Genomic DNA, 22,445 nt, shown 5'->3' with positions numbered 1-22,445 from the left:
TTCCCGACGAGCCGGTCGGAGTTCCTTCATGTCCTTGTAGTCCGAACCCTTGACGCGGTCCACCAACGACCGCTCCAAGATCGGGCCCTCACGGGCAAGGATGTCAATGGCAGCCGCCACCTGGTTGGCGGTCTCAGGGTCTTCCTTACTCAGCCGGACGAGCCACTCGTCGACCTCGTCGGTCAGGTCGATCTGCCACTCACCCACACCCGAACTATAGCGCCTCTACAACGCCTGGGTTGTAGAACTTTCGAACCGACTCTGCGCTGGGGGGGGCAGGAGGATCACGACAACTCCACCCCCGTCAGGACCATGACGCGCGGCTCGGTGTAGTCGTCCATCGCGCTGCGCAGCCCTTCCCGCCCGACCCCGCTCCCCTTCACCCCGCCGTACGGCATCTGGTCGGCCCGGTACGACGGCACGTCCCCCACGATCACCCCGCCGACCTCCAGGCTGCGCGCGGCGGCGAACGCGGTCTGGAGGTTGTGCGTGAACACCCCCGCCTGCAACCCGTACGCGGAGTCGTTGACGGCGGCGAACGCGGCCTGGTCGCTCTCGACCGGCCCGACCACCAGCACCGGCCCGAACACCTCCTCGGTGCACACCTTCGCGTCCGCCGGCACCCCCGAGAGCACCGTCGGCGGATAGGTCGCGCCCTCCCGCCGGCCACCCACCTCGATGGTGGCCCCGGCGGCGACGGCCTCGTCGACCCACGCCTCGACCCGCTCAGCAGCCTCGAGTGACACCAGCGGCCCGACGTCCGTCAGCGGATTCGACGGGTCTCCCGTCCGCAGTTCCTCGATCGAGGCGATCAGTCGGGGCAGGAAGCCGTCGTAGAGCCATTCGTGCACGTACACCCGCTGCACGGCGATGCAGGACTGGCCGGCCTGGTAGTTGGAGAAGGTCGCGATCCGGTGCGCGGCGAAGGTCAGGTCCTCGTCGGAGTTCCAGTCCTCGCAGATCACCGCCGCCGCGTTCCCGCCCAGCTCCAGGGTCACGTGCTTCTCCGGCGCCTGCCGGCGGATGGCCGCGCCGACCGGCCCGGAGCCGGTGAACGACACCACCGGCAGCCGCGGGTCGGCGACCAGCTCGGCGGCGCGCTCGTTGGGCAGCGGCAGCACCGAGAACATCCCCTCGGGCAGGTCGGTCTCGGCCAGGATCTCGCCGAGCAGCAGCGCCGAGAGCGGGGTGGCCGGGGCGGGCTTGACGATGATCGGGGCGCCGACCGCGATGGCCGGGGCGACCTTGTGCGCCACCAGGTTGAGCGGGAAGTTGAACGGTGCGATGCCCAGCACCGGCCCCTTCGGCACCCGCCGGACCAGCGCGATCCGCCCGGTGGCCGCCGGGTCGGTGTCGAGGCGTTGCAGCTCGCCGGAGAAGCGCCGGGCTTCCTCGGCCGCCCACCGGAACGTGGACACCGCCCGCCCGACCTCGGCCTTCGCCCACTTGACCGGCTTGCCGTTCTCGGCGGTGATCAGCGCCGCGACCTCGTCGGCCCGCTCGGCGAGCCGCCGGGAGACGTGGTCCAGGGCCGCCGCGCGGGCGTGCGCGGGCAGGGCCGCGGCCTGCGCCGCCACCCCGGCCGCCGCCGCGACGGCGGCTTCGACCTGGTCGGCCGTGGCGAGGGTGGTACGCCCCACCGTCCGGCCGTCGTAGGGGTGGGTGACGGTCAGCTCGCCCTCGCCGTGAGCGGGGCGGCCGGCGACGAAGAAGGCTCTCGGCTCCACACCTCGGCAGCGTAGACGACGCAGGCCCGCGCGGAAACAGTTGCTCAAGGCCTTGTGGGCCGCGAATTCAGTAGCGAAGATGGCAGACAGATTGCGATTACCTCCGCTGATCTCACCCCCGGCCATCCCTCGGAGACTTCTGATGAGCGACCAGCAGCAGCTGCGCAACTTCGTCAACGGCGAGTACGTCGACGCGGTGGACGGCGGCTACGCCGACCTGATCGACCCCTGTACCGGCGAGGTCTTCGCCCAGGCGCCGGTCTCCGGTGCGGCGGACGTCGACGCGGCCATGAAGGCCGCCGCCACCGCCTTCGAGAGCTGGCGGGACACCACCCCCGGCGAGCGGCAGAAGGCCATGCTCAAGCTCGCCGACGCGGTGGAGGCCCGGGCCGCCGAGCTGGTCGACGCCGAGGTGCGCAACACCGGCAAGCCCCGCCAGCTCACCGCCGACGAGGAGCTGCCCCCGGCGGTGGACCAGTTCCGCTTCTTCGCCGGCGCCGCCCGCCTGCTCGAAGGCCGTTCGGCCGGCGAGTACATGGCCGGTCACACCTCCTACGTCCGGCGCGAGCCGATCGGCGTCTGCGCCCAGGTCACGCCCTGGAACTACCCGCTGATGATGGCGGTCTGGAAGATCGCCCCGGCCCTGGCGGCCGGCAACACGGTGGTGCTCAAGCCGTCGGACACCACGCCGGTGTCGACGCTGCTGCTGGCCGAGATCGCGTCGGAGTTCTTCCCGCCGGGCGTCTTCAACGTCGTCTGCGGTAACCGGGACACCGGTCGTGCCCTCGTGGCGCACCCGACCCCGCAGCTGGTGTCGATCACCGGCTCGACCCGCGCCGGCATGGAGGTCGCCTCCGCCGCCGCGCCGGACCTCAAGCGGACCCACCTGGAGCTGGGCGGCAAGGCCCCGGTGGTGATCTTCGACGACGCGGACATCGCGGCGGCGGCCGAGGCGATCGCGGTCGGCGGCTACTTCAACGCCGGCCAGGACTGCACCGCCGCCACCCGGGTGCTCGCCGGCCCCGGGATCTACGACGACTTCGTCGCCGCCCTCGCCGAGCAGGCCCGCAACACGAAGACCGGCGCGCCGGACGACGAGGACGTGCTCTACGGCCCGCTGAACAACGCCAACCAGCTCGCCCGGGTGCGCGGCTTCGTGGACCGGCTGCCGGACCACGCGAAGGTCGACACTGGCGGTTCGCAGGTCGGCGAGCGCGGCTACTTCTACGCTCCGACGGTGGTCTCGGGCGTGCGGCAGGCCGACGAGATCATCCGGGACGAGGTGTTCGGCCCGGTCATCACCGTGCAGCGCTTCTCCGACGAGGACGAGGCGGTGCGCTGGGCCAACGGCGTCGACTACGGGCTGTCCGCCTCGGTCTGGACGAAGGACCACGGCCGGGCGATGCGGATGACCCGCCGGCTCGACTTCGGCTGCGTCTGGGTGAACACCCACATCCCGTTCGTCTCGGAGATGCCGCACGGCGGCTTCAAGCACTCCGGGCACGGCAAGGACCTCTCGGTCTACAGCCTGGAGGACTACACCCGGATCAAGCACGTCATGCACAACATCGAGGGCTGACCACCTGTGAGCGCGAGGAGCGAGCCGGGGTTGCGAGCCCCGCAGTCGCGAACGAAAGAGGGCTGAGCCTTGACTTCTTCTGACGAGCTGCACAAGCGGCGCGGGGCTGCGGTCGCGCGCGGCGTCGGCAGCACAATCTCGTCGTACGTGGACCGGGCGGGCGGCGGCACCATCACCGACGTCGACGGCCGGGAGTGGATCGACTTCGCCGCCGGCATCGCGGTCACCAACGTTGGCAACGCCGCCCCGAAGGTGGTCGAGGCGGTCCGGGCCCAGGTCGAGCGCTTCACCCACACCTGCTTCATGGTCGCGCCGTACGAGTCGTACGTGGCGGTCTGTGAGCAGCTCAACGCGCTGACCCCGGGGAGCTTCGAGAAGCGCTCGGCGCTGTTCAACTCCGGCGCCGAGGCGGTGGAGAACGCCGTCAAGATCGCCCGGCACGCCACCGGGCGGCCGGCGGTGGTGGTCTTCGACCACGCGTACCACGGCCGGACCAACCTGACCATGGCGCTGACCGCGAAGAACATGCCGTACAAGCACCGGTTCGGGCCGTTCGCCGGGGAGATCTACCGGGTGCCGATGTCGTACCCGCTGCGCGACGGGGGCCTGGACGGCGCCACGGCGGCCGCGCGGGCGATCGAGATGGTGGAGAAGCAGGTCGGCGCGGAGAACGTCGCCGCGCTGCTGATCGAGCCGATCCAGGGCGAGGGCGGTTTCGTCGTACCGGCGGAGGGGTTCCTGCCGGCGCTGCGCGAGTGGGCGACGGCGGCCGGGGTGGTCTTCATCGCCGACGAGATCCAGACCGGGTTCTGCCGGACCGGCGAGTGGTTCGCCTGCCAGCACGAGGGCGTCGAGCCGGACCTGATCACCCTGGCCAAGGGCATCGCCGGCGGCCTGCCCCTCGCCGCGGTGACCGGGCGGGCGGAGCTGATGGACGCGGTGCACGTCGGCGGCCTCGGCGGCACCTACGGCGGCAACCCGATCGCCTGCGCCGCCGCGCTCGCCGCCATCGAGACCATGCACGAGCTGGACCTGGCCGCTGCGGCCCGGCGGATCGAGTCGGTGATGGGCGACCGGCTGCGCGCCATCGCCGAGCGCGACCCACGGGTCGCCGAGGTGCGCGGCCGGGGCGCGATGCTCGCCGTGGAGTTGGTGCAGCCCGGCACCCTGACCCCCGACCCGGCCGCCACGGCGGCGGTCTCGGCGGCCTGCCACGCCGCCGGCCTGCTCACCCTCACCTGCGGCACGTACGGCAACGTGCTCCGCTTCCTGCCCCCGCTGGTCATCTCCGACGACGAGCTGGCCCGGGGACTGGACATCCTGGACGCTGCCTTCGACTGACGCCCATCACGGCCCGCCGCCTGAACCCGTCCCTCACTTGAGGGGCGGGTTCAGTGCGTTGTCCGCTCAAGAGCGATCCGCCTCGTTCTGATGCGCCCGAAGCCGTTGACAGCGCGGCTCCCGTCCCGCCACCCTGTCTTATAGTCTTACTGTCGTAGGACAATAGAAGGGTTGCCACGGGTGATCGAGTTCGTGCTGGACGGCCGGTCCAAGGTGAACACCTATGTGCAGCTGATCCAGCAGGTCAAACAGGCCCTGCGGGTCGGCCTGCTGTCGCCGGGCGACCAACTGCCGAAGGTCCGGGACGTCGCACAGTCGCTGGCGATCAACCCGAACACGGTGCTGAAGGCGTACCGGGAGCTGGAGATCGAGGGTCTGGTCGGTGGCCGACCGGGGGTGGGCACGTTCGTCCGGCGCACCCTGGCCGGCGCGTCCCTGCCGAACCAGGCCGAGCTGCGCGAAGACCTGGTCGCGTGGCTGCACCGGGCGCAGGCCGCCGGCCTCACGGCCGAGGACGTCGTCGCCCTGGTGGAGACCACGCTACGAGCCACCCTCGACGACGACGCCCCGCAGAAGGAGCCCGCGTGAGCGGAACGAGAGGACAGAGGATGGACATGGTCTTGGAGGCCGACCGGCTGGGCAAGCGGTACGGCAGCGCCTGGGCGTTGCGGGACTGTTCGCTGCAACTGCCGGCCGGTCGGATCGCCGCGCTGGTCGGGCCGAACGGTGCGGGCAAGAGCACGCTGCTGCACCTGGCCGTCGGCCTGCTCAAGCCCGACGCGGGCGCGGTGCGGGTGTTCGGCAGGTCGCCGTATCGTGACACGGAGGGCCTGGCCGACATCGGGTTCGTCGCCCAGGACACCCCGCTGTACCGGGACTTCACCGCCGCCGAGCTGGTCACCGCCGGCGGCAAGCTCAACCGGCGGTGGGACGCGGGGCTGGCCCGTACCCGGCTGGCTCAGCTCGGCATACCGCCGGACCGGCCGGTCGGCAAACTCTCCGGCGGGCAACGAGCCCAGGTGGCACTCGCCCTGGCGCTGGCCAAAAGGCCCCGGCTGCTGCTGCTCGACGAACCGGTCGCCAGCCTCGACCCGCTGGCCCGCAGGGAGTTCCTCCAGTCACTGATGGGCAGCGTCGCGGACGCCGGCACCACCGTCCTGCTCTCCTCGCACCTCCTGGCCGACCTGGAACGGGTCTGCGACTACCTGATCGTGCTCAACGCCGCCCAGGTGCAGCTCGCCGGCGCGGTCGACGACCTGGTCGCCTCGCACCGGCAGCTGGTCGGCCCGCGGCACGACGGCGGCCCGATCGGCGGCGTCGCCGAGGTGGTCCGGGCCAGCCACACCGACCGGCAGTCCACGCTGCTGGTCCGCACCGACGGCCCGGTCACCGATCCCGCCTGGACGGTGCGCGACGTCGGCCTGGAGGACGTCGTCCTGGCCTACCTGGCCGACGGCGCAACGCAGACCAGTCACAGCGAGTGGGGGGTGCCGGCATGATCTGGCTGACCTGGCGGCAACACCGCAAGCAGGCGTTCTTCACTCTGCTGGGGTTCGCGGCGCTCGCCGCCCTGATGGTGCCGATCGGCCTGTCGATGCGGCACACCTTCGCCGACCTCGGGCTGGCGGAGTGCGTACGCCAACTGAACGACCCGAACGTGGCGGCGGCGACCCGGGACGGCTGCGACGCGGGCTTCCACCGCTTCACCAACCAGTACGGCAGCCTCAACCTGGTGGCCGTACTGCTGCTCACCCTGCCGGTGCTGGTCGGCCTGTTCTGGGGCGCCCCGCTGGTCGCCCGGGAGGTGGAGCACGGCACCCACCGCTTCGTCTGGACCCAGGGCGTCGGCCGGACCCGCTGGGCGCTGGTGAAGTTCGGGCTGGTCGGTGCCGCCGTGGTGGCCCTCGCGGTCGGCTACGGGCTGGGCATGTCGTGGTGGGTCGACCCGCTCACCCAGGCCGCCCGGGAGGGCCGGCTCGGCCTGATCGTCTTCGACCTGCAGGGCGTCGTCCCGATCGGGTACACCCTCTTCGCCGTGGCGCTCGGCATCTTCGCCGGCACGGTGTGGAAGCGGATGCTCCCCGCCATGGGCATCACCCTGGCCGGGTTCATCGGCGTACGGGCGGCGGTGGAGATCCTGGCCCGACCGCACTACCAGCCCGCCCGGACCCTCACCGTCCCGATCGAGGGGACCGCGGAGCCGTTGACGGAGCGCGGCGACTGGATCCTCTCCATGGGCATCCGCAACGCCGACGGGACGATGGTGGCGGCAGACACCCGGATCATGTGCCCGCCGGGTGGGAAGGGACCGGACGGCCGGGCCTGCGGTGCCGAGCTGGGCCTCGGGCCGGGTGCCTACAACTGGCAGCTGTACCAGCCAGCGGGCCGGTTCTGGCTGTTCCAGGGCATCGAGGCCGGCATCTTCGTCGCCCTCGCGGCGCTCCTGCTCTACCTCGCTGTCCGCCGCATCCGCCGCATCGCCTGACGACCGCCAGCGCTCCTCGGTGGAACACCATGGGTGCCCCGGCGCCCCGGAGACACCCATGGTGTTCCACCGACCGCCCGGGCCGACGCGCCGTCACGATGGCGGGCGCCTCGGCACCGAACGGCAACCGCGCGGCGGCGCGGTCAGCGGAGCAGCTCCACCACGTTACGACGGACCAGGTTCTTGCCCGGCCCGCGGATCAGCTCCATCGCGGCGGCGTTGAGCAGCACGCAACTACCCGACGGGCCGGTCACCGACACGGTCACCACCTTGCCGTTGTCCAGGTTGGTCACCCGCAGCCGGGTGCCGACCGGGAACTGTCCGCTGGTCGCGGCGGGCGCGCCGCCCTCCGCGGAGAACGTGATCGCCCCGGTGCAGACGCTCTGCCCGGCCGGTGCGCCCACCCCGCCGCCGGGCCCGGCGGCACCGGGCTGTGCATTGCCCGGCCGGGTCTGGCCGCCGGCCTGCGCGCCGCCGCCCGGCCGCGCCGGCCCGCCGGACGGGGCCCCGCCACCACCGTCCAGGCGCTCCACCAGGTTGCGCCGGATGACGTTCCTGCCCGGCTCCCGGACCAGGTCCATCGCCGCCACGTTGAGCAGCACGCAGCTGCCCGACGGGCCGGTCACCGACACCGTCGCCGCCTTGCCGTTGTCCAGGTTGGTGACCCGCAACCGGGTCCCCACCGGGAACCGGTCGCTGGTCGCCGCCGGCGCCCCACCCTCGGCCGAGAACGTCACCGACCCCTGGCAGGCGCTCGCCCGGGCGGGCGTGGTGTCGGCGAAGCCGAACCCGGTCCCGACCGCCACCACCGCCGAGGCGACCACCGCCACCCCCGCCGCCAGAACATGCTTCCGCTGCACCTTCACCGTGTCTCCCGTCGTCCGGTGATCTCCGTACGCCGCCTGGTACGGCGTGGGAGCGCTGACCGGTTCAGCGGTTCTGGCAGGAAGGCTTTCCGAAGGGGCGATCGGCGACTGAGAGCGACATCCAGCGGTACGCGTCGTCACCAGCCCGTCACTGGGCCCGCCCGATACCCAGGGTGCTCTGCCTCGGCAGCATCCCGGAGGCGACCACCGCCTGGGTGACCGGGGCGACGAGCTGGGCGAGCCGGCCGACCGCCGGGCCGAGCGCCCGCCAGGGTGCCGCGGCCAGCTCGTCCGTACGCCGCTCCACCTCGTCGCGGAGCCGGCGCCCGGCGTCGGTGGCCACGCCCGCGGCGTCCACCAGGCCCCGGCCGGCGAGCCGGTCCCGGGCGGCGGCCCACTCCTCGTCGGTCCAGCGCCGGCTGGCGAAGACCTCGACCGGTGCGGCGCCCACGGCGGCGAAGGAGACCAGCGCCTCGGTCGGGTCGAGGCCGGCGGTGAGCAGCGCCGCCACGTGCCCGTCGCCGCGGTGCTCGCGGAGAATGGTGGCGGCCTGCCAGAGCGCCAGGTGCGGGGCGTCCGGCCAGGGCAGGTCGGCGTTGGCGGCGGCCAGCGGACGCCCGGCCAGGTCGGCGGCCTCGACGGCGCGGCGGGCCAGCGCGGCGGCCTCGGCCAGCTCCGGCGAGTCGACCCGGTCGCCGAGCAGGGCACGCAGCGCCCGGTCCACGCCGGACAGTCGGGCGTCGAGCACCTTCGCCGGGTCGGCGACGGACCAGATCGCCGGGACGTACTCGGCGGCCATGCGGGGGCTGAAGCTGTAGTAGGTGGCCGTGACCAGTTCGGGCCCCGCCGCGCCCAGCGGGGCGGAGCGCAGGGCGAAGTAGCCCGGCCAGCGCTCGTCGGTGGCCAGGCCGAGGTTCGCGGCCTCCTCGGTGAGCTCCGGCGCGTAGTAGACCAGCGCGTGCACCGGCTCGATCAGCTGCCACATCCTGCGGACCATCGTCGCGTCCATGTCACCCTCCCCCGGGTCGGCAATCTTGTCAGCGTCAAGTTTGCCCGGAGGGGTGGGAACTTGTCAATGTAAAGTTTCGGGGAAAGGCGTGGGCCCGGCACGGACCGGGCCCACCTGGAGAAGTCAGATGTCGTTGTGCCAGCCGCGGTTGATCTCACCGGCGGGTCGCGGCTCCCCCTTGGCCACCACCCGCCAGAAGCGGTCCGGCTCGGCGTGGTCGCGCAGCGAGACCTCGGCGCCGACCCGTACCCGGCGGTCGTCGCGCACCCAGGCCACCAGGTGGCGGTCGTCGCTGACCAGCTGGAGCTGCACCATCATCCGTTCCCGCGTCCCGACCATCACGACCGCCCTTCCCGTGCCACCACGCCACCGCGCCCGCGGGGCGGGACACAGCATGAAGGGGTGTCGATCGATCGGGCAACCGGTATTGGCGATCAGGGGTGAGGTGGGTCACCATGGGCGCGAGGAGGTCGCCAATGGCTGACCCGTGGCTCGCCCTGGAATTCGGCGCCGATCCGGCTGAGCGGATCGCGCAGGTCGGCGCCGCCCATGAAGCCTTCCTCACCGGCGGCACCGAACCGCAACTGGTGCGGGAGGTCGTCCGGCACTCGTGGCGCCGCTCGGCGCAGGCGCTCCTCGACCCGGAGGCCACCGCCCCGGTCGACCTCGCCGACGACGCGCTGGAGAGCTACCGCGCCGCCCACCCCCTCGCCCGGGTGCTGCCGCTCTTCCGGGACCTGCTCGGCGGCATCGCCCAGGACGGCGCCCACCTGATGGCGGTCTGCGACGCGTACGGGCGACTGCTCTGGGTGGAGGGACATCCGGGGGTGCTCCGGCACGCCGAGCGGATGAACTTCGTCCCCGGCGCCCGCTGGGACGAGGCGCACGCCGGCACCAACGCCCCCGGCACCGCCCTCGCCGTCGACCACAGCGTGCAGATCTTCGCCACCGAGCACTTCGTCCGGCCCGTGCAGCGCTGGACCTGCGCCGCCGCCCCCATCCACGACCCGGCCACCGGGCGGCTGCTCGGCGCCGTCGACATCACCGGCGGCGACCACCTGGCCAACCCGCAGAGCCTCGCCCTGGTCCGGGCCACCGCCCGGGCCGCCGAGGCGGCTCTCGCCCAACCCCTCGACCCGGACGTGGTCACCGTCAGCGCGCTCGGCCGGGACGAGGCGGAGCTGCGCGTCGGCGGTCGCCGGATCCGGCTCGGCCGCCGGCACAGCGAACTGCTGGTGCTGCTCCTCGACCACCCGGAGGGGCGCACCGGCGAACAGCTCGGCCTCGACCTGTACGGCGACGACCGGCTGCACCCGGTCACCCTGCGCGCCGAACTGTCCCGGCTGCGCCGGGCGCTCGGCCCGGAGCTGCTCGACTCCCGGCCGTACCGGCTGCGCGGGACCGTGCGCGCCGACTTCCGTACCGTCACCGAGCTGCTCGACCGGGGCGACCCGGCGGGAGCGCTCCAGGCGTACGGCGGGCCGTTGCTGCCCGGGTCGGACGCGCCGGGAGTGACGCGACTGCGCCGGCTCATCGACGGGCAGCTCCGCGCGGCCGTGCTGGCGACCGCGGACCCGGCGCTGCTCGCGGCCTGGACCGCGACGCCCGCCGGGACCGACGACCTCACCGCCTGGCAGGCCCTGGCGCGGGCGTTGCCGCCGGGCGCGCCCCGCCGGCCCCTCGCGGTGGCACGCGCCAACCAGCTCTCCCTGGAGTACGACCTGCCGCGCGCAACGTTGCTGCAACGTCCCCGAAACTAACGTCCCCGCCGTCACCCGAGACGGACGGCGGAGGTACCCATGGCGCGCTACGACGCCCCCACCCACTGGCAGTCCCGCTACGACCACTTCATCGGCGGCGAGTACGTCAAGCCGCACGGCGGCCAGTACTTCGAGAACCCGACCCCGGTCACCGGCCAGACCTTCTGCGAGGTGGCCCGCGGCACCGCCGAGGACGTCGAGAAGGCCCTCGACGCCGCGCACGGCGCCGCCGACGCCTGGGGACGCACCTCGGTCGCCGAGCGGGCGCTCATCCTCAACAAGATCGCCGACCGGATGCAGGACAATCTGGAATCCCTCGCCGTCGCAGAGACCTGGGAGAACGGCAAGCCGGTACGCGAGACCCTGGCCGCCGACATCCCCCTGGCGATCGACCACTTCCGCTACTTCGCGGGGGCGATCCGGGCCCAGGAGGGCTCGCTCGGCGAGATCGACGACGACACCGTGGCGTACCACTTCCACGAGCCGCTCGGCGTCGTCGGGCAGATCATCCCGTGGAACTTCCCGATCCTGATGGCGACCTGGAAGCTCGCCCCGGCGCTCGCCGCCGGCAACGCGGTGGTGCTCAAGCCGGCCGAGCAGACCCCGGCCTCCATCCACTACCTGCTGTCGCTGATCGCCGACCTGCTTCCGCCGGGCGTGGTCAACGTGGTCAACGGCTTCGGCGTCGAGGCGGGCAAGCCGCTCGCGTCCTCGCCCCGGGTGGCGAAGGTGGCGTTCACCGGCGAGACCACCACCGGGCGGCTGATCATGCAGTACGCCAGCGAGAACATCAAACCCGTCACGCTGGAGCTGGGCGGCAAGAGCCCGAACATCTTCTTCGACGACGTCAGCGCCCGCTCCGACGACTTCCTCGACAAGGCCCTCGAGGGCTTCACCATGTTCGCCCTCAACCAGGGTGAGGTCTGCACCTGCCCGTCCCGGGCCCTCATCCAGCAGGGGCACTACTCGGACTTCCTGGCCGCGGCGGTCTCCCGCACCGGCGCGATCAAGCAGGGCCACCCGCTGGACACCGACACGATGATCGGCGCGCAGGCCTCCAACGACCAGCTGGAGAAGATCCTCTCCTACCTGGACATCGGGCGGCAGGAGGGCGCCCGCGTGCTGACCGGTGGTGAGCGGGCCGACCTGGGCGGGGAGCTCTCCGGCGGGTACTACGTGCAGCCGACCGTCTTCGAGGGCGACAACTCGATGCGGATCTTCCAGGAGGAGATCTTCGGCCCGGTCGTCTCGGTGACCTCCTTCGCCGACCTCGACGACGCCGTGAAAATCGCCAACGACACGCTGTACGGCCTCGGCGCGGGCGTCTGGACCCGGGACATGAACACCGCGTACCGGGCCGGACGGTCGATCCAGGCCGGGCGGGTCTGGACGAACTGCTACCACGCGTACCCGGCGCACGCCGCGTTCGGCGGGTACAAGCAGTCCGGCATCGGCCGGGAGAACCACAAGATGATGCTGGAGCACTACCAGCAGACCAAGAACCTGCTGGTCAGCTACTCCACCAAGAAGCTCGGCTTCTTCTGATGGGTGCCGTCTCCGACGGTGCCGCGGCGCCCGGTTCGCCGGGCGCCGCGGCGCCGCCGCCCGTGACGGTCACGCCCGCCGCGGCAGACCTGATCCGGTCGCTGCGCGGGCGGCACGGGCCGCTGATGTTCCACCAGTCCGGCGGCTGCTGCGACGGCAGCGCCCCGATGTGCTACCCGGCCGGCGAGTTCCGCACCGGCGGCTCCGACGTCCTCCTGGCGGCGCTCGCCGTGGACGGCGTCCCCGAGCCCGTCGAGTTCTGGATGTCGAAGTCCCAGTGGGACCTCTGGAAGCACACGAGGCTCACCGTCGACGTCGTCCCCGGCCGAGGCAGCGGCTTCTCCCTGGAGGCCCCCGAGGGAGTCCGTTTCCTGATCCGCTCCCACCTCGCCTGACCCCGCCTCCCCCCGCGCGATCTTGCACTTAGGGTCCGCGAAATATCCTTCTTGCCCTTGTTGTCGGGGCAGTAAGTGCAAGATCGCGAGGGCGGACTGGGGAGGGAGGGGGGAGGGAGGAGGGGGGTCAGGTGAGGGCGGCGCGGACGGTGGCGATGATTTGGGCGGGGCGGCGGTAGAGGTCACGGTCGGTGAAGTAGCGCATTCGCCACCCGCTGGCGTCCAGCCAGTTGACTCTGTCGCGGTCGTGCCGCAGCCGCTCCCGGTCCAGGTGGGAGAGTCCGTCGTACTCGATGCCGACGCGGCGTTCGCGATACCCGAGGTCGATGCGGAAACGCGGAACACCGCACTCGTCCTGCACCCAGACCTGCGGTTCGGGTGCAGGCAGGCCTCCGTCGATGAGGACCAGCCGGAGCTGACTCTCCTGCCGACACTCTGCGCGTCCGTCCGCCAGTGCCACCAGGTCTCGCGCCTGACGAACGCCGCGCAGCCCCCGATGCATCGTCAATTCGTGAAAGAGATCGTCCCGGGCGACCGCCCTCGTTCGGAGAGCGGCGTCGAGCACGGGCATCGCATCCCAGCGGCGGACGGTGCGAGCCAGGTCAACCGCGCACTGCGCGGCTGGGACGCACGGCAGCCCGCGGATCATCACCGGACGTACCGGAAGAACCGAGTGGTGGACGACCAAGCCGGGCAGCCGCGGCCTGGACACCTCGGGCGGCACCTGCACGTGCACTGCCCCCTCGGGCAGCACGCCGAAACCGTGACGGCGGGCGGCGCTCTGCATGGTCAGCATGGCCTCCTCGGGAAGACACAGCATGAGGGCGCGCAGTTCGTTCTCGTCGTCGCACACCTGACGGGCATAGACACCCCGCCGCACCCTCAGCAGTGCCTCTCTGCTGACCTGGGTCCTGATTCGCTTCTTGGTGAGGGTCCGCATCAGCACCCTGGTACGCCACAGCTCGGTCGACATACCCGCACCATCTGCGGCCCACCTTCGCCCAGCCACCCCTCCCCACCCACCCTGTGGACAGCCCCCTCCCCTGTGGACAACCCACCCCACCTCTGACCCCCGTGCTAGCCCCCACCTCCCCCTTCCGCGATCTTGCACTTAGTGCCCGCGATTTGCGCAATTTGCCGGTAAAGCGAGGGCGCAAAATGCAAGATCGCGCGCGGGAGGGGTGGGGGTTAGCGGGCGTCGAGGAGGGGTTGGTGGGGGTTCCAGGGTGGGCCGCCGGCGGCGTCGCGGCGGCGGCGGGCGATCGCGGACAGGGCCTCCAGGACCACGCGGTTGCCGAGGTAGGCGGTGATGTCGGCGTGGTCGTAGGGCGGGGCGACCTCGACCACGTCGACGCCCACCACCGGCAGCTCGTAGCAGACCCGGCGGACCGCGTCGAGGAGCTGCCGAGAGGTGAGGCCGCCCGGCTCGGGGGTGCCGGTGCCGGGGGCCATGCCGGGGTCGACCACGTCCACGTCGACGGAGAGGAAGACCCCCTCGCACTCGTCGGTGGCGATCGCGAAGGCCTCCGACAGGCACTCGTCGAGCCCTCGGGCGACCACCTCGGTCATCTCGTACGACCGCATCCGCTGGTCCGCCATCCAGGACAGCGTCTCCGGCCCCGGCCAGTAGCCGCGCAGGCCGATCTGGAGGAAGCGGTCGCCGCGTACCGCGCCGGACTCGATGAGCCGGCGCATCGGCTGGCCGTGCCCGTGCAGCGAGCCGAACTCGATGTCCCCGGTGTCGGCGTGCGCGTCGAAGTGCACCAGCGACACCCGGCCGAGCCCGTGCTGCCGGGCCACCCCGGTGGCGTCGGGCAGGGCGATGGAGTGGTCGCCGCCGAGCACGATCGGGATCGCCCCCGCGGCGGCGACGGCGTGCACGGCCGTCTCCAGGGACGACAGCGACCGCTCGATGTCGCCGGAGAACATCTCGACGTCACCGGCGTCATACACCCGGAGGTCCCGCAGGGCGTCCACGCGGAACGCGAGGGACGGGCGGGAGCCGTCGTGCGGCAGGTAGCAGGCCTGCCGGATGGCGGACGGGCCGAACCGGGTGCCCGGCCGGTGCGAGGTGCCCCCGTCGAAGGGCGCGCCGACGATGACGACGTCCGCGTCCGCGTACGTCACCGGCTCCTCGAGGGTACAGGGCGGCACGCCGAGGAAGGTGATGTCGGGGCCGAACATCGGGCCGTAGCGGGTCACCGCTCCTCCATCCCCCACGGCGAGCCGTAGCCGGTCAGCAGGTCCAGGAAGGGTACCGGCGGCAGCGCCTCCGGGCCGAGCACCCCGGCGCCGGACCAGGCGCCGGTGGCGAGCAGTTCGAGGGCGACCACCGGGTTGACGGCCGTCTGCCAGACCACCGCCTGGTGGCCGTACTCCTTCATCGACCACCCGTTGTCGACGACGTGGTAGAGGTAGACCTTCCGGGGCCGGCCGTCGACCCCGGTGCCGGTGACGTACGTGCCGGCGCAGGTCTTGCCGCGCATCCGGTCGCCGAGGGTGGCGGGGTCGGGCAGGCAGGCGGCCACCACGTCCCGCGGGGAGACCTGGGCGCCCCGCACCGACACCGGGCGGGTCGAGTCCAGCCCGAGCTTGTGCAGGGTCTTCAGCACCTCGATGAACTCGTCGCCGAGGCCGTACTTGAAGGTGACCCGCTTCGCCTTCACCCAGCGCGGGATGAGCAGCACCTCCTCGTGCTCCACGTTGACGCACTCCACGGGGCCGATCCCCTCCGGGAAGTCGAAGACCTCCGGCTCGCTGAACGGCGGGGTGGTGTACCAGCCCCGGTCGGCCTCCCAGATCACCGGCGGGTTGAGGCATTCCTCGATGGTGGTCCAGATGGAGAACGACGGCGCGAAGTCGTACCCGTCGACGGTGAGGTTCGCGCCGTCGCGGATCCCGATCTCGTCGATCTCGCTGAACAGCTCGTCGGCGGCGTAGCGGGCGAAAATGTCCGACAGGCCGGGCTCGATGCCGATGCCGCAGAGCGCCAGCCGTCCCGCCGCCGACCACTCGTCGGAGCGGGCGAACTGGTCGTCGCCGAGCTTCACGCCGGTCTCGTCATAGGGCCGGGACGGGTGCGGGTGGGACAGGGACATCGCCATGTCCAGGTAGTCGGCCCCGGCGGCGAACGCGCCGTCGAAGATCGGCATGACGAAGCGCGGGTCGACCGCGTTGAGCACGTGGGTGATCCGGTGCTCCCGGCAGAGCGCGGCCACCGCGTCCGCCGAGGCGGCGTCGACCTGGGCGGCGACGAAGCGGTCGTCGTGCTCGGCGATCGCCCGGGAGGCACGGCCCAGGTCGTAGTCGGCGACCACCATGGTCTCGAAGAAGGAGCGGCGGGCGGCGATGGCGACGGCGGCGGAGCCGACGCCACCGGCGCCGACGAGCAGGATGCGCATCAGGAATCAAACCCCAAACCAAGACGATCGAGCGTACGGAGCCAGAGATTGCGCCGGCCCTCGTGCGCGTCGGCGCGGGCGAGCGACCAGCGGGTGAGATTGATGCCGGCGGCGCGGAGCGGCTCCGGCGGGAACGGCAGCGGTTTGCTGCGCACCAGGTCGAGCCGGGTCAGCGGGGTCTCCTCGCCGCCGAGCAGGTCGAGCATCACCCGGGCGCCGAACCGGGTCGCCCCGACGCCGAGCCCGGTGAAGCCGGCCGTGTACGCCAGCCGACCTTCGTAGGCGGTGCCGAAGAACGGGCAGAACCGGGTGCAGGTGTCGATGACCCCGCCCCAGCGGTGGCTGAAGCGGAGCCCTTCCAACTGCGGGAAGGTGGCATGGAAGTGCTCGGCGAGGGCGGTGAAGGTGGCCGTCCGCTGTTCCAGCTCGGGCGCGATCCGGTTGCCGTAGTGGTAGACCGCGTCGTACCCGCCGAAGAGGATCCGGCCGTCGGCGGTGATCCGGTAGTAGTGGAACTGGTTGCCGGTGTCGGCGAGCCCCTGCCGGTTCTCCCAGCCGATGGCCTTCCGCTGCTCGGGCGTCAGCGGCTCGGTCATCAGCGCGTAGTCGTACACCGGGACCAGCCAGGCCCGCAGCCGGCGCAGCAGCGGCGGGAACGCGTTGGTGGCGAGCGCGACCTGCCGGGCGCGGACGCTCCCCGGGGCGGCGTCGGCGCCGCCGGCCGTGGCGAGCAACGCCCCGCCGTCGCGGCGCAGGCCGGTGACCCGGGTGTGCTCGTGGATCCGCACGCCGAGGTCGAGGCAGGCCCGGCGCAGCCCCCAGGCCAGCTTCGCCGGGTCGAGCATGGCCACCCGGTCCCGGTCCCACATCCCGCCGAGGTACGTCGGCGAGTCCACCTCGGCCCGGACCTCGTCCCGGTCGAGCAGGCGGACGTCGTGGCCGTACCGGCGGGCCAGCTCGGCATCCTCGGCGAGCCCGGCGAGCTGGTGCGGCTTGACGGCCACCGCCAGCTCGCCGGTGCGTTCGAAGTCGCAGTCGATGCCGTGCTCGGCGACCGTGGCGGCGATGCCGTCCAGGTTCTCCCGGCCGAGCCGTTCCAACTCGTCGATCTCGCCGGGGAAGCGGTCGACGCCATTGGCCAGCCCGTGGGTGAGCGAGGCGGCGCAGAAGCCGCCGTTTCGGCCGGACGCCGCCCAGCCGCAGGTGCCGGCGTCAACCAGGAGCACGTCGCGGGCCGGGTCGGCCTGCTTGGCGAGCAGGGCGGTCCAGAGCCCGGCGTACCCGCCGCCGACGACCAGCAGGTCGGCGGTGTGCGTACCGGTGAGCGGCGGCAGCGGGTCGGGGCGTTCCGGGCGGTCGAGCCAGTACGGCACGGGCGCCGCGTCGGCCAGCGCCCGGCCGGTATGCGGGAGTTTCATGACAGGCGCTTCGCCCGTCGGCCGCGCAGCGAGCTGACGCCGACCAGCAGCAGCGCGATCACGAACATCGCCGTGCCGATGACGTTCACCTGCGGCGGGATGCCGCGCTGCGCGGCGCCCCAGACGTACATCGGGAAGGTGACGGTGGTGCCGGCGTTGAAGTTCGTGATGATGAAGTCGTCGAAGCTGAGCGAGAAGGCGAGCAGCGCGGCGGCCACGATGCCGGGCAGCACCAGCGGCAGGGTGATCCGTCGGAAGGTCTGCCACTCGCTGGCGTAGAGGTCCATCGCGGCCTCCTCCAGCCGCCGGTCCATGCCGGCCAGCCGCGCCTTCACGGTGACCACCACGAACGACACGCAGAACATCACGTGCGCGATGACGATGGTCCAGAAGCCCTGCGGGATGCCGAAGCCGAAGGTGGCCCGGAGTTGGCCGTCCGACCAGACGAAGAGGGCGAGCAGCGAGGTACCCATCACCAGTTCCGGGGTGGCCATCGGCAGGAAGATCAGCACGTTGATCCCGGAGCGGCCGGTGAACCGGTGCCGGACCAGGGCGAACGCCATCAGCGTGCCGAGCACCGTGGAGACCACGGTGGCGATGAAGCCGATCTGCACGCTGCGCACCACGGCGTCGCACATGTCCGACGTGGCGCAGGGGTGCGTCCAGTTGTCGAGGGTGAACTCGTGGAAGTCGTAGGAGAGCCGGCTGGAGGGGCGGTTGAAGGAGAGGCCGGCCACCACGAGGATCGGCAGCGACAGGTAGCCAAGGACCAGCAGGGCGACGCCCATCACCCACCGGTCGGCCAACCAACGCGAGATTCTCATCAGAGCACCTCCTCCGTGCCGGCCTTGAGCAGGTAGAGGAAGACCACCGCGAGAATCGCCGCCATCAGCAGGAACGACAGGGCCGCGCCCTGCGGGTAGTCCAGCCGGACCAGGAACGCCGAGTCGATGACGTTGCCGATCATGTATTCGTTCGGGGTGCCGAGCAGCTCGGCGTTGATGTAGTCACCGGTGGCCGGGATGAAGAAGAGCAGCGTGCCGGCGATCAGGCCGGGCATCGACAGCGGCAGGGTGACCTTCTGGAACGCGCGCAGCGGGCTGGCGTAGAGGTCGCTCGCCGCCTCCAGCAGCCGGTAGTCCAGCCGCTCCAGGCTCGCGTACAGCGGCAGCACCAGGAAGGGGAGGAAGTTGTACGTCAGGCCGAGCACCACCGCGGTCGGGGTGGCCAGCAGCCGGCCGTCCGGCCCGAGCAGGTGCACGTCGCGCAGCAGCCCGACCACCCAGCCGTTGTCCGACAGGATGGTCTTCCAGGCCAGCGTACGGACCAGGAAGCTGGTGAACATCGGCGCGACCACGGCGACCAGCAGCAGGTTCTTCCACCGGCCGGCCTTCTGCGCGATCGCGTACGCCAGCGGGTAGCCCATCAGCAGGGCCAGCACCAGCGCGATCGCCGAGTAGATGAACGACCTGGCGAACTGCGGCCAGTACGCCTGCAGGGCGTCCCAGTAGTTGCCGATCTCCAGGGCCGGCGCGTACCCGGTGGCGAGCGAGTCGTTCCGGTCGTAGAGGCTGGCCGCGGCGAGCTGGAGCAGCGGCAGGGCGAAGAAGATCAGCAGCCAGGCCGCGCCCGGCAGCAACAGCAGGTACGGCAGCAGCCGGTACCGCCCGCGCCGGGGCGCCGGCGGTGGCGCCGGCTGTCCCGACCCGGTCGGTACGTGCGCGAGGGCGGTCATGGCAGGACACCCACCGGCTCGTCGAGCAGCGGGGTGGTGCGGTCGTCCTCGCCCGGCTCCCGGGGGAGCAGGAAGGCGTGCCGCGGATCCCAGTACGCCACCACCGGAGTGCCGACCGGGAGCTGCCCGCCGAGGCCGCTGTTGGCGGAGAACGCCGACAGCTCGCTGCCCCAGGCGGTCTTCACCAGGTACTGGGTGCTCACCCCGACGTAGGAGGCGTCGGTCACCACGCCGCCGACGTGCTGGTGGCCGGCCGGCACCTGGGCGACGGTCCCGACCAGGTGCAGCTTCTCGGGGCGTACCCCGAGGAAGACCGGCCCCCGGTCGAGGCGGGCCCGCACGGCGGGCACCGAGAAGCGCCCGCCGTGCGCGGAGACCAGGACGTCGCCGCCGTTCGTCCCGCCGGCCTCGCCGGCGAGCAGGTTGGACTGGCCGAGGAAGTTCGCCACGAACGCGGTGGCCGGGAACTCGTAGATGTCGGCGGGGGCGCCGAGCTGCTCGATCTTCCCGGCGTTCATCACCGCGACGGTGTCGGCCATGGTCATGGCCTCCTCCTGGTCGTGGGTGACGTGCACGAAGGTGATGCCGACCTCGGTCTGGATCCGCTTCAGTTCGATCTGCATCTGCCGGCGCAGCTTGAGGTCGAGCGCGCCGAGCGGCTCGTCCAGCAGCAGCACCTGCGGGTGGTTGATCAGGGCGCGGGCCAACGCGACCCGCTGCTGCTGCCCGCCGGAGAGCTGGGCGGGCCGGCGACCGCCGTACCCTTCGAGCTGCACCAGCGCGAGCATCCGCCGAACCTGGTCGGAGACCTGACGGATGCCGCGCCGGCGCAGCCCGAAGGCCACGTTGTCGGCGACGTTCAGGTGCGGGAAGAGCGCGTAGCTCTGGAACACGGTGTTCACCGGCCGCTTGTACGGCCGCAGCCGGGCGATGTCCCGGTCACCGAGCAGCACCTGCCCACTGGTCGGCTCCTCGAGCCCGGCGATCATCCGCAGGGTCGTGGTCTTGCCGCAGCCGGAGGCGCCGAGCAGGGCGAAGAACGAGCCCTGCGGGATGGTCAGGCTGAGGTCGTCGACCGCGGTGAAGACGCCGAACCGCTTGGTCAGGTTGGCCAGCCGCAGATCGCCGGCCGGTGTCTCGTGTCCCATCGTTCTCACGCTCCGATGACCTGCTGGAACTTGGCCTCGTAGTCCTTCTCCTGCTTCTCGTCCAGGGCCATGAAGACCTTGGACTTCGACAGCATCGCCTCGTCGGGGAAGATCAGCGGGTTGGCGGCCAGCTCCGGGTCGATCTTCTCCATCTCGGCCTGCGCGCCCTTGACCGGGCAGATGTAGTTCACGTACGCGGCGAGCTGCGCGGCCACCGCCGGGTCGTAGTAGTAGTTCATCAGCTCTTCGGCGTTGGCCCTGTGGGTCGCCTTGTTCGGCACGAGCATGTTGTCCGACCAGAGCATCACGCCGGAGTCGGGCACCACGAACTTGATCTTCTCGTCCTCGAAGCCGAGCTGGATCACGTCGCCGGACCAGCCGATGCAGGCGGCGATGTCGCCCTTGGCCAGGTCCGGGGCGTAGTCGTTGCCGGTGAACTTGCGGATCTGCTTGGAGTCCACGGCCCTCTTGAGCTTGTTCAGCGCGTCGTCGAACTGCGCGGCGGTGAAGTTCGCCGGGTCGTGACCGTTGGACTGGAGCAGCAGACCCATGGTGTCCCGCATCTCGGAGAGCGCGGTCACCTTGCCCTTGAGCTCGGGGCGGGTGAGCAGCTCGTCGACCGTGCGGATCTCCTTGGCCACCTTGGCGTTGTAGGCGAGGCCGGCGAGGCCGGACTGCCACGGGATGGCCTGCTGGCTGTCCGGGTCGAAGGAGCGGTTGCGCAGCGAGGGCAGCAGGTTGGCCTCGACGTTGGGCATCTTGGCCTTGTCCAGCTTCTGGATCCAGCCGAGCCGGATCATCCGGGCCGCCATCCAGTCGGTGAGGACCATGATGTCCCGCCCGGTGGTCTGGCAGCCGGCAAGCTGGTTCTGCACCTTGCCGAAGAACTCGTTGTTGTCGTTGACGTCCTCGGTGTAGGTCACCTGGATGCCGGACTTGGCGATGAAGGCGTCGAGCGAGGGCCGCTTCGACTCGTCCTTCTCGTCGACGTCCATGTACTGCGGCCAGTTCGAGAAGGCGAGCTTCTTCTCCGTGGCGGAGAGGTCGTCGCTCTTACAGCCGGCCTCGGTCTGCTGGGCGCCCTTCGTGCCGCAACCGGTCAGCCCGCCGGCGGTGGCCAGCAGCGCTGCCGAGCCGAGGGTGCCGGTGAGCAGACCACGCCGGGACAGGGGCCGGAGGGGACTACGCATGTGACGACTCCTAGGGGGGTCATCGTCGGCGGCGGGACGGGGATGGCACGCCGGCGGGAGGGTCAGTGGCGATGGACGACTGATCCTGACATGGAGTGACCTTCCTTACAAGGGATTCCGTTGCGGGAATAGCGATGGGCGACGAAATACGCCAGACTGCGGCGGAGCACTACGCTCAGGCCCAAGGAATCGGACATGGGGAGCGGCGATGAACAACCGGCACCTGGAGACTGGCAACGGCTCGCGTCGCGTCACCGTGCGCGAGGGAGCCAGTCACGTTCTGCTCGACGACGTGGCGAAGCAGATCATCGAGCAGCTCCAGGAGGACGGCCGTCGCCCGTACGCGACCATCGGCAAGGCGGTCGGCCTCTCCGAGGCGGCGGTCCGCCAGCGGGTCCAGCGCCTGCTCGACGCCGGGGTCATGCAGATCGTCGCGGTGACCGACCCGCTCCAGCTCGGCTTCCCCCGGCAGGCCATGATCGGGCTGCGCACCGACGGCGACCTGGAGACCGTGGCCGACCGGCTCGCCGGGTTCGAGGAGATCGACTACGTGGTCATCACGGCCGGCTCGTTCGACCTGCTGGCCGAGGTGGTCTGCCGCAACGACGCCCACCTGCTGGAGATCCTGCAGAAGCTGCGCGCCGTCGAGGGCGTGCTGGCGACCGAGGCGTTCGTCTACCTCAAGCTCCGCAAGCAGACCTACAGCTGGGGTACGGCCTGATACGGATTCCGTTGCAGGAGTCAACTACTTTCACCGAATCCGTTGCGCTAGACCTTTGACACTTGCGTTATCAGCATCCCCTGTGCGATAACCGTGTGCAGAGCGGCCGGTGATCACCCCTGACC

21 protein-coding genes are annotated in these 22,445 nt (G+C 71.4%); 9 read left to right on the top strand and 12 right to left on the bottom strand.

What is annotated here, in order from left to right; translation table 11 throughout:
• Window positions 1-284 precede the first annotated feature (284 nt).
• Window positions 285-1,727: an aldehyde dehydrogenase family protein gene (locus tag ACTWO6_RS05060; protein WP_446218478.1), complete on the bottom strand. Its 1,443-nt coding sequence runs from the start codon at window positions 1,725-1,727 to the stop codon at window positions 285-287.
• A gap of 142 nt (window positions 1,728-1,869) precedes the next feature.
• Between ACTWO6_RS05060 and ACTWO6_RS05055 the strand changes: the two genes are divergently transcribed.
• The 5 genes from ACTWO6_RS05055 to ACTWO6_RS05035 all read left to right on the top strand — a co-directional run bounded on the left by ACTWO6_RS05055 (window position 1,870) and on the right by ACTWO6_RS05035 (window position 7,132).
• Window positions 1,870-3,306, top strand: coding sequence for a gamma-aminobutyraldehyde dehydrogenase (locus ACTWO6_RS05055; protein WP_446218477.1), 1,437 nt, complete (start codon window positions 1,870-1,872; stop codon window positions 3,304-3,306).
• 69 nt (window positions 3,307-3,375) lie between these two features.
• Window positions 3,376-4,647, top strand: coding sequence for a 4-aminobutyrate--2-oxoglutarate transaminase (gabT, locus tag ACTWO6_RS05050; RefSeq protein ID WP_446218476.1), 1,272 nt, complete (start codon window positions 3,376-3,378; stop codon window positions 4,645-4,647).
• A gap of 180 nt (window positions 4,648-4,827) precedes the next feature.
• Window positions 4,828-5,235 carry a GntR family transcriptional regulator gene (locus ACTWO6_RS05045; RefSeq protein ID WP_446218475.1) on the top strand — a complete coding sequence of 136 codons (408 nt, stop codon included), beginning with the start codon at window positions 4,828-4,830 and terminating at the stop codon, window positions 5,233-5,235.
• Window positions 5,236-5,255: 20 nt separating this feature from the next.
• Window positions 5,256-6,146, top strand: coding sequence for an ABC transporter ATP-binding protein (locus tag ACTWO6_RS05040; RefSeq protein WP_446218474.1), 891 nt, complete (start codon window positions 5,256-5,258; stop codon window positions 6,144-6,146).
• Window positions 6,143-7,132, top strand: a complete 990-nt coding sequence (locus tag ACTWO6_RS05035) for a transporter (protein WP_446218473.1) — start codon at window positions 6,143-6,145, stop codon at window positions 7,130-7,132. Before ACTWO6_RS05040 ends, ACTWO6_RS05035 begins: the two co-directional genes overlap by 4 nt.
• Before the next feature lie 143 nt (window positions 7,133-7,275).
• Here the strand turns inward: ACTWO6_RS05035 and ACTWO6_RS05030 are convergent, their stop codons facing one another.
• The 3 genes from ACTWO6_RS05030 to ACTWO6_RS05020 all read right to left on the bottom strand — a co-directional run bounded on the left by ACTWO6_RS05030 (window position 7,276) and on the right by ACTWO6_RS05020 (window position 9,346).
• Window positions 7,276-7,998, bottom strand: coding sequence for a hypothetical protein (locus tag ACTWO6_RS05030; RefSeq protein WP_446218472.1), 723 nt, complete (start codon window positions 7,996-7,998; stop codon window positions 7,276-7,278).
• 148 nt (window positions 7,999-8,146) lie between these two features.
• Complete coding sequence (locus tag ACTWO6_RS05025; protein WP_446218471.1) at window positions 8,147-9,007, bottom strand: SCO6745 family protein; 861 nt, start codon at window positions 9,005-9,007, stop codon at window positions 8,147-8,149.
• 123 nt (window positions 9,008-9,130) lie between these two features.
• Window positions 9,131-9,346: a hypothetical protein gene (locus ACTWO6_RS05020; protein ID WP_446218470.1), complete on the bottom strand. Its 216-nt coding sequence runs from the start codon at window positions 9,344-9,346 to the stop codon at window positions 9,131-9,133.
• A gap of 137 nt (window positions 9,347-9,483) precedes the next feature.
• Between ACTWO6_RS05020 and ACTWO6_RS05015 the strand changes: the two genes are divergently transcribed.
• Genes ACTWO6_RS05015 through ACTWO6_RS05005 form a run of 3 tightly spaced genes read left to right on the top strand, consistent with a single transcriptional unit; the run spans window position 9,484 to window position 12,707 of the window.
• A complete protein-coding gene (locus tag ACTWO6_RS05015; RefSeq protein WP_446218469.1) occupies window positions 9,484-10,767 on the top strand; it encodes a GAF domain-containing protein in 1,284 nt (427 codons plus the stop codon).
• A 39-nt stretch (window positions 10,768-10,806) separates the two neighbouring features.
• A complete protein-coding gene (adh, locus tag ACTWO6_RS05010; protein ID WP_446218468.1) occupies window positions 10,807-12,312 on the top strand; it encodes an aldehyde dehydrogenase in 1,506 nt (501 codons plus the stop codon).
• Window positions 12,312-12,707 carry a DUF779 domain-containing protein gene (locus tag ACTWO6_RS05005; protein ID WP_446218467.1) on the top strand — a complete coding sequence of 132 codons (396 nt, stop codon included), beginning with the start codon at window positions 12,312-12,314 and terminating at the stop codon, window positions 12,705-12,707. The genes adh and ACTWO6_RS05005 overlap by 1 nt, the downstream gene beginning before the upstream one ends.
• 127 nt (window positions 12,708-12,834) lie before the next feature.
• Here the strand turns inward: ACTWO6_RS05005 and ACTWO6_RS05000 are convergent, their stop codons facing one another.
• The 8 genes from ACTWO6_RS05000 to ACTWO6_RS04965 all read right to left on the bottom strand — a co-directional run bounded on the left by ACTWO6_RS05000 (window position 12,835) and on the right by ACTWO6_RS04965 (window position 21,599).
• The gene (locus ACTWO6_RS05000; RefSeq protein ID WP_446218466.1) at window positions 12,835-13,680 is read right to left on the bottom strand and encodes an endonuclease domain-containing protein; all 846 of its coding nucleotides are present in this window, start codon (window positions 13,678-13,680) and stop codon (window positions 12,835-12,837) included.
• Between the two features lie 215 nt (window positions 13,681-13,895).
• Window positions 13,896-14,909 carry an agmatinase gene (speB, locus tag ACTWO6_RS04995; RefSeq protein WP_446218465.1) on the bottom strand — a complete coding sequence of 338 codons (1,014 nt, stop codon included), beginning with the start codon at window positions 14,907-14,909 and terminating at the stop codon, window positions 13,896-13,898.
• On the bottom strand, window positions 14,906-16,108 hold the full coding sequence (locus ACTWO6_RS04990) for a saccharopine dehydrogenase family protein (protein WP_446218464.1): 1,203 nt from the start codon (window positions 16,106-16,108) through the stop codon (window positions 14,906-14,908). The genes speB and ACTWO6_RS04990 overlap by 4 nt, the downstream gene beginning before the upstream one ends.
• Window positions 16,108-17,526, bottom strand: a complete 1,419-nt coding sequence (locus ACTWO6_RS04985) for an NAD(P)/FAD-dependent oxidoreductase (RefSeq protein ID WP_446218463.1) — start codon at window positions 17,524-17,526, stop codon at window positions 16,108-16,110. Before ACTWO6_RS04985 ends, ACTWO6_RS04990 begins: the two co-directional genes overlap by 1 nt.
• A complete protein-coding gene (locus ACTWO6_RS04980; RefSeq protein WP_165439891.1) occupies window positions 17,523-18,350 on the bottom strand; it encodes an ABC transporter permease in 828 nt (275 codons plus the stop codon). Before ACTWO6_RS04980 ends, ACTWO6_RS04985 begins: the two co-directional genes overlap by 4 nt.
• The gene (locus tag ACTWO6_RS04975) at window positions 18,350-19,261 is read right to left on the bottom strand and encodes an ABC transporter permease (RefSeq protein WP_446218462.1); all 912 of its coding nucleotides are present in this window, start codon (window positions 19,259-19,261) and stop codon (window positions 18,350-18,352) included. Before ACTWO6_RS04975 ends, ACTWO6_RS04980 begins: the two co-directional genes overlap by 1 nt.
• Window positions 19,258-20,409 carry an ABC transporter ATP-binding protein gene (locus tag ACTWO6_RS04970; protein WP_446218461.1) on the bottom strand — a complete coding sequence of 384 codons (1,152 nt, stop codon included), beginning with the start codon at window positions 20,407-20,409 and terminating at the stop codon, window positions 19,258-19,260. The genes ACTWO6_RS04975 and ACTWO6_RS04970 overlap by 4 nt, the downstream gene beginning before the upstream one ends.
• Window positions 20,410-20,414: 5 nt before the next feature.
• Window positions 20,415-21,599, bottom strand: coding sequence for a polyamine ABC transporter substrate-binding protein (locus tag ACTWO6_RS04965; RefSeq protein ID WP_446218460.1), 1,185 nt, complete (start codon window positions 21,597-21,599; stop codon window positions 20,415-20,417).
• 208 nt (window positions 21,600-21,807) lie between these two features.
• Here ACTWO6_RS04965 and ACTWO6_RS04960 point away from each other — a divergent pair, with 208 nt between their 5' ends.
• A complete protein-coding gene (locus tag ACTWO6_RS04960) occupies window positions 21,808-22,320 on the top strand; it encodes an Lrp/AsnC family transcriptional regulator (protein WP_089011084.1) in 513 nt (170 codons plus the stop codon).
• The last annotated feature ends 125 nt before the right edge of the window (window positions 22,321-22,445 follow it).

The sequence above is a fragment of the Micromonospora sp. IBHARD004 genome, from assembly GCF_052814115.1.
This window is presented reverse-complemented; position numbering and strand designations above follow the sequence as displayed.

Coding starts and splice junctions, on each gene's coding strand:
- ACTWO6_RS05055 (WP_446218477.1), top strand. CDS start 1,870: ATGAGCGACCAGCAGCAGCTGCGCAACTTCGTCAACGGCGAGTACGTC.
- ACTWO6_RS05040 (WP_446218474.1), top strand. CDS start 5,256: ATGGACATGGTCTTGGAGGCCGACCGGCTGGGCAAGCGGTACGGCAGC.
- ACTWO6_RS05035 (WP_446218473.1), top strand. CDS start 6,143: ATGATCTGGCTGACCTGGCGGCAACACCGCAAGCAGGCGTTCTTCACT.
- ACTWO6_RS05025 (WP_446218471.1), bottom strand. CDS start 9,007: ATGGACGCGACGATGGTCCGCAGGATGTGGCAGCTGATCGAGCCGGTG.
- ACTWO6_RS05020 (WP_446218470.1), bottom strand. CDS start 9,346: ATGGTCGGGACGCGGGAACGGATGATGGTGCAGCTCCAGCTGGTCAGC.
- ACTWO6_RS05015 (WP_446218469.1), top strand. CDS start 9,484: ATGGCTGACCCGTGGCTCGCCCTGGAATTCGGCGCCGATCCGGCTGAG.
- adh (WP_446218468.1), top strand. CDS start 10,807: ATGGCGCGCTACGACGCCCCCACCCACTGGCAGTCCCGCTACGACCAC.
- ACTWO6_RS05005 (WP_446218467.1), top strand. CDS start 12,312: ATGGGTGCCGTCTCCGACGGTGCCGCGGCGCCCGGTTCGCCGGGCGCC.
- ACTWO6_RS05000 (WP_446218466.1), bottom strand. CDS start 13,680: ATGTCGACCGAGCTGTGGCGTACCAGGGTGCTGATGCGGACCCTCACC.
- ACTWO6_RS04990 (WP_446218464.1), bottom strand. CDS start 16,108: ATGCGCATCCTGCTCGTCGGCGCCGGTGGCGTCGGCTCCGCCGCCGTC.
- ACTWO6_RS04985 (WP_446218463.1), bottom strand. CDS start 17,526: ATGAAACTCCCGCATACCGGCCGGGCGCTGGCCGACGCGGCGCCCGTG.
- ACTWO6_RS04980 (WP_165439891.1), bottom strand. CDS start 18,350: ATGAGAATCTCGCGTTGGTTGGCCGACCGGTGGGTGATGGGCGTCGCC.
- ACTWO6_RS04975 (WP_446218462.1), bottom strand. CDS start 19,261: ATGACCGCCCTCGCGCACGTACCGACCGGGTCGGGACAGCCGGCGCCA.
- ACTWO6_RS04970 (WP_446218461.1), bottom strand. CDS start 20,409: ATGGGACACGAGACACCGGCCGGCGATCTGCGGCTGGCCAACCTGACC.
- ACTWO6_RS04965 (WP_446218460.1), bottom strand. CDS start 21,599: ATGCGTAGTCCCCTCCGGCCCCTGTCCCGGCGTGGTCTGCTCACCGGC.
- ACTWO6_RS04960 (WP_089011084.1), top strand. CDS start 21,808: ATGAACAACCGGCACCTGGAGACTGGCAACGGCTCGCGTCGCGTCACC.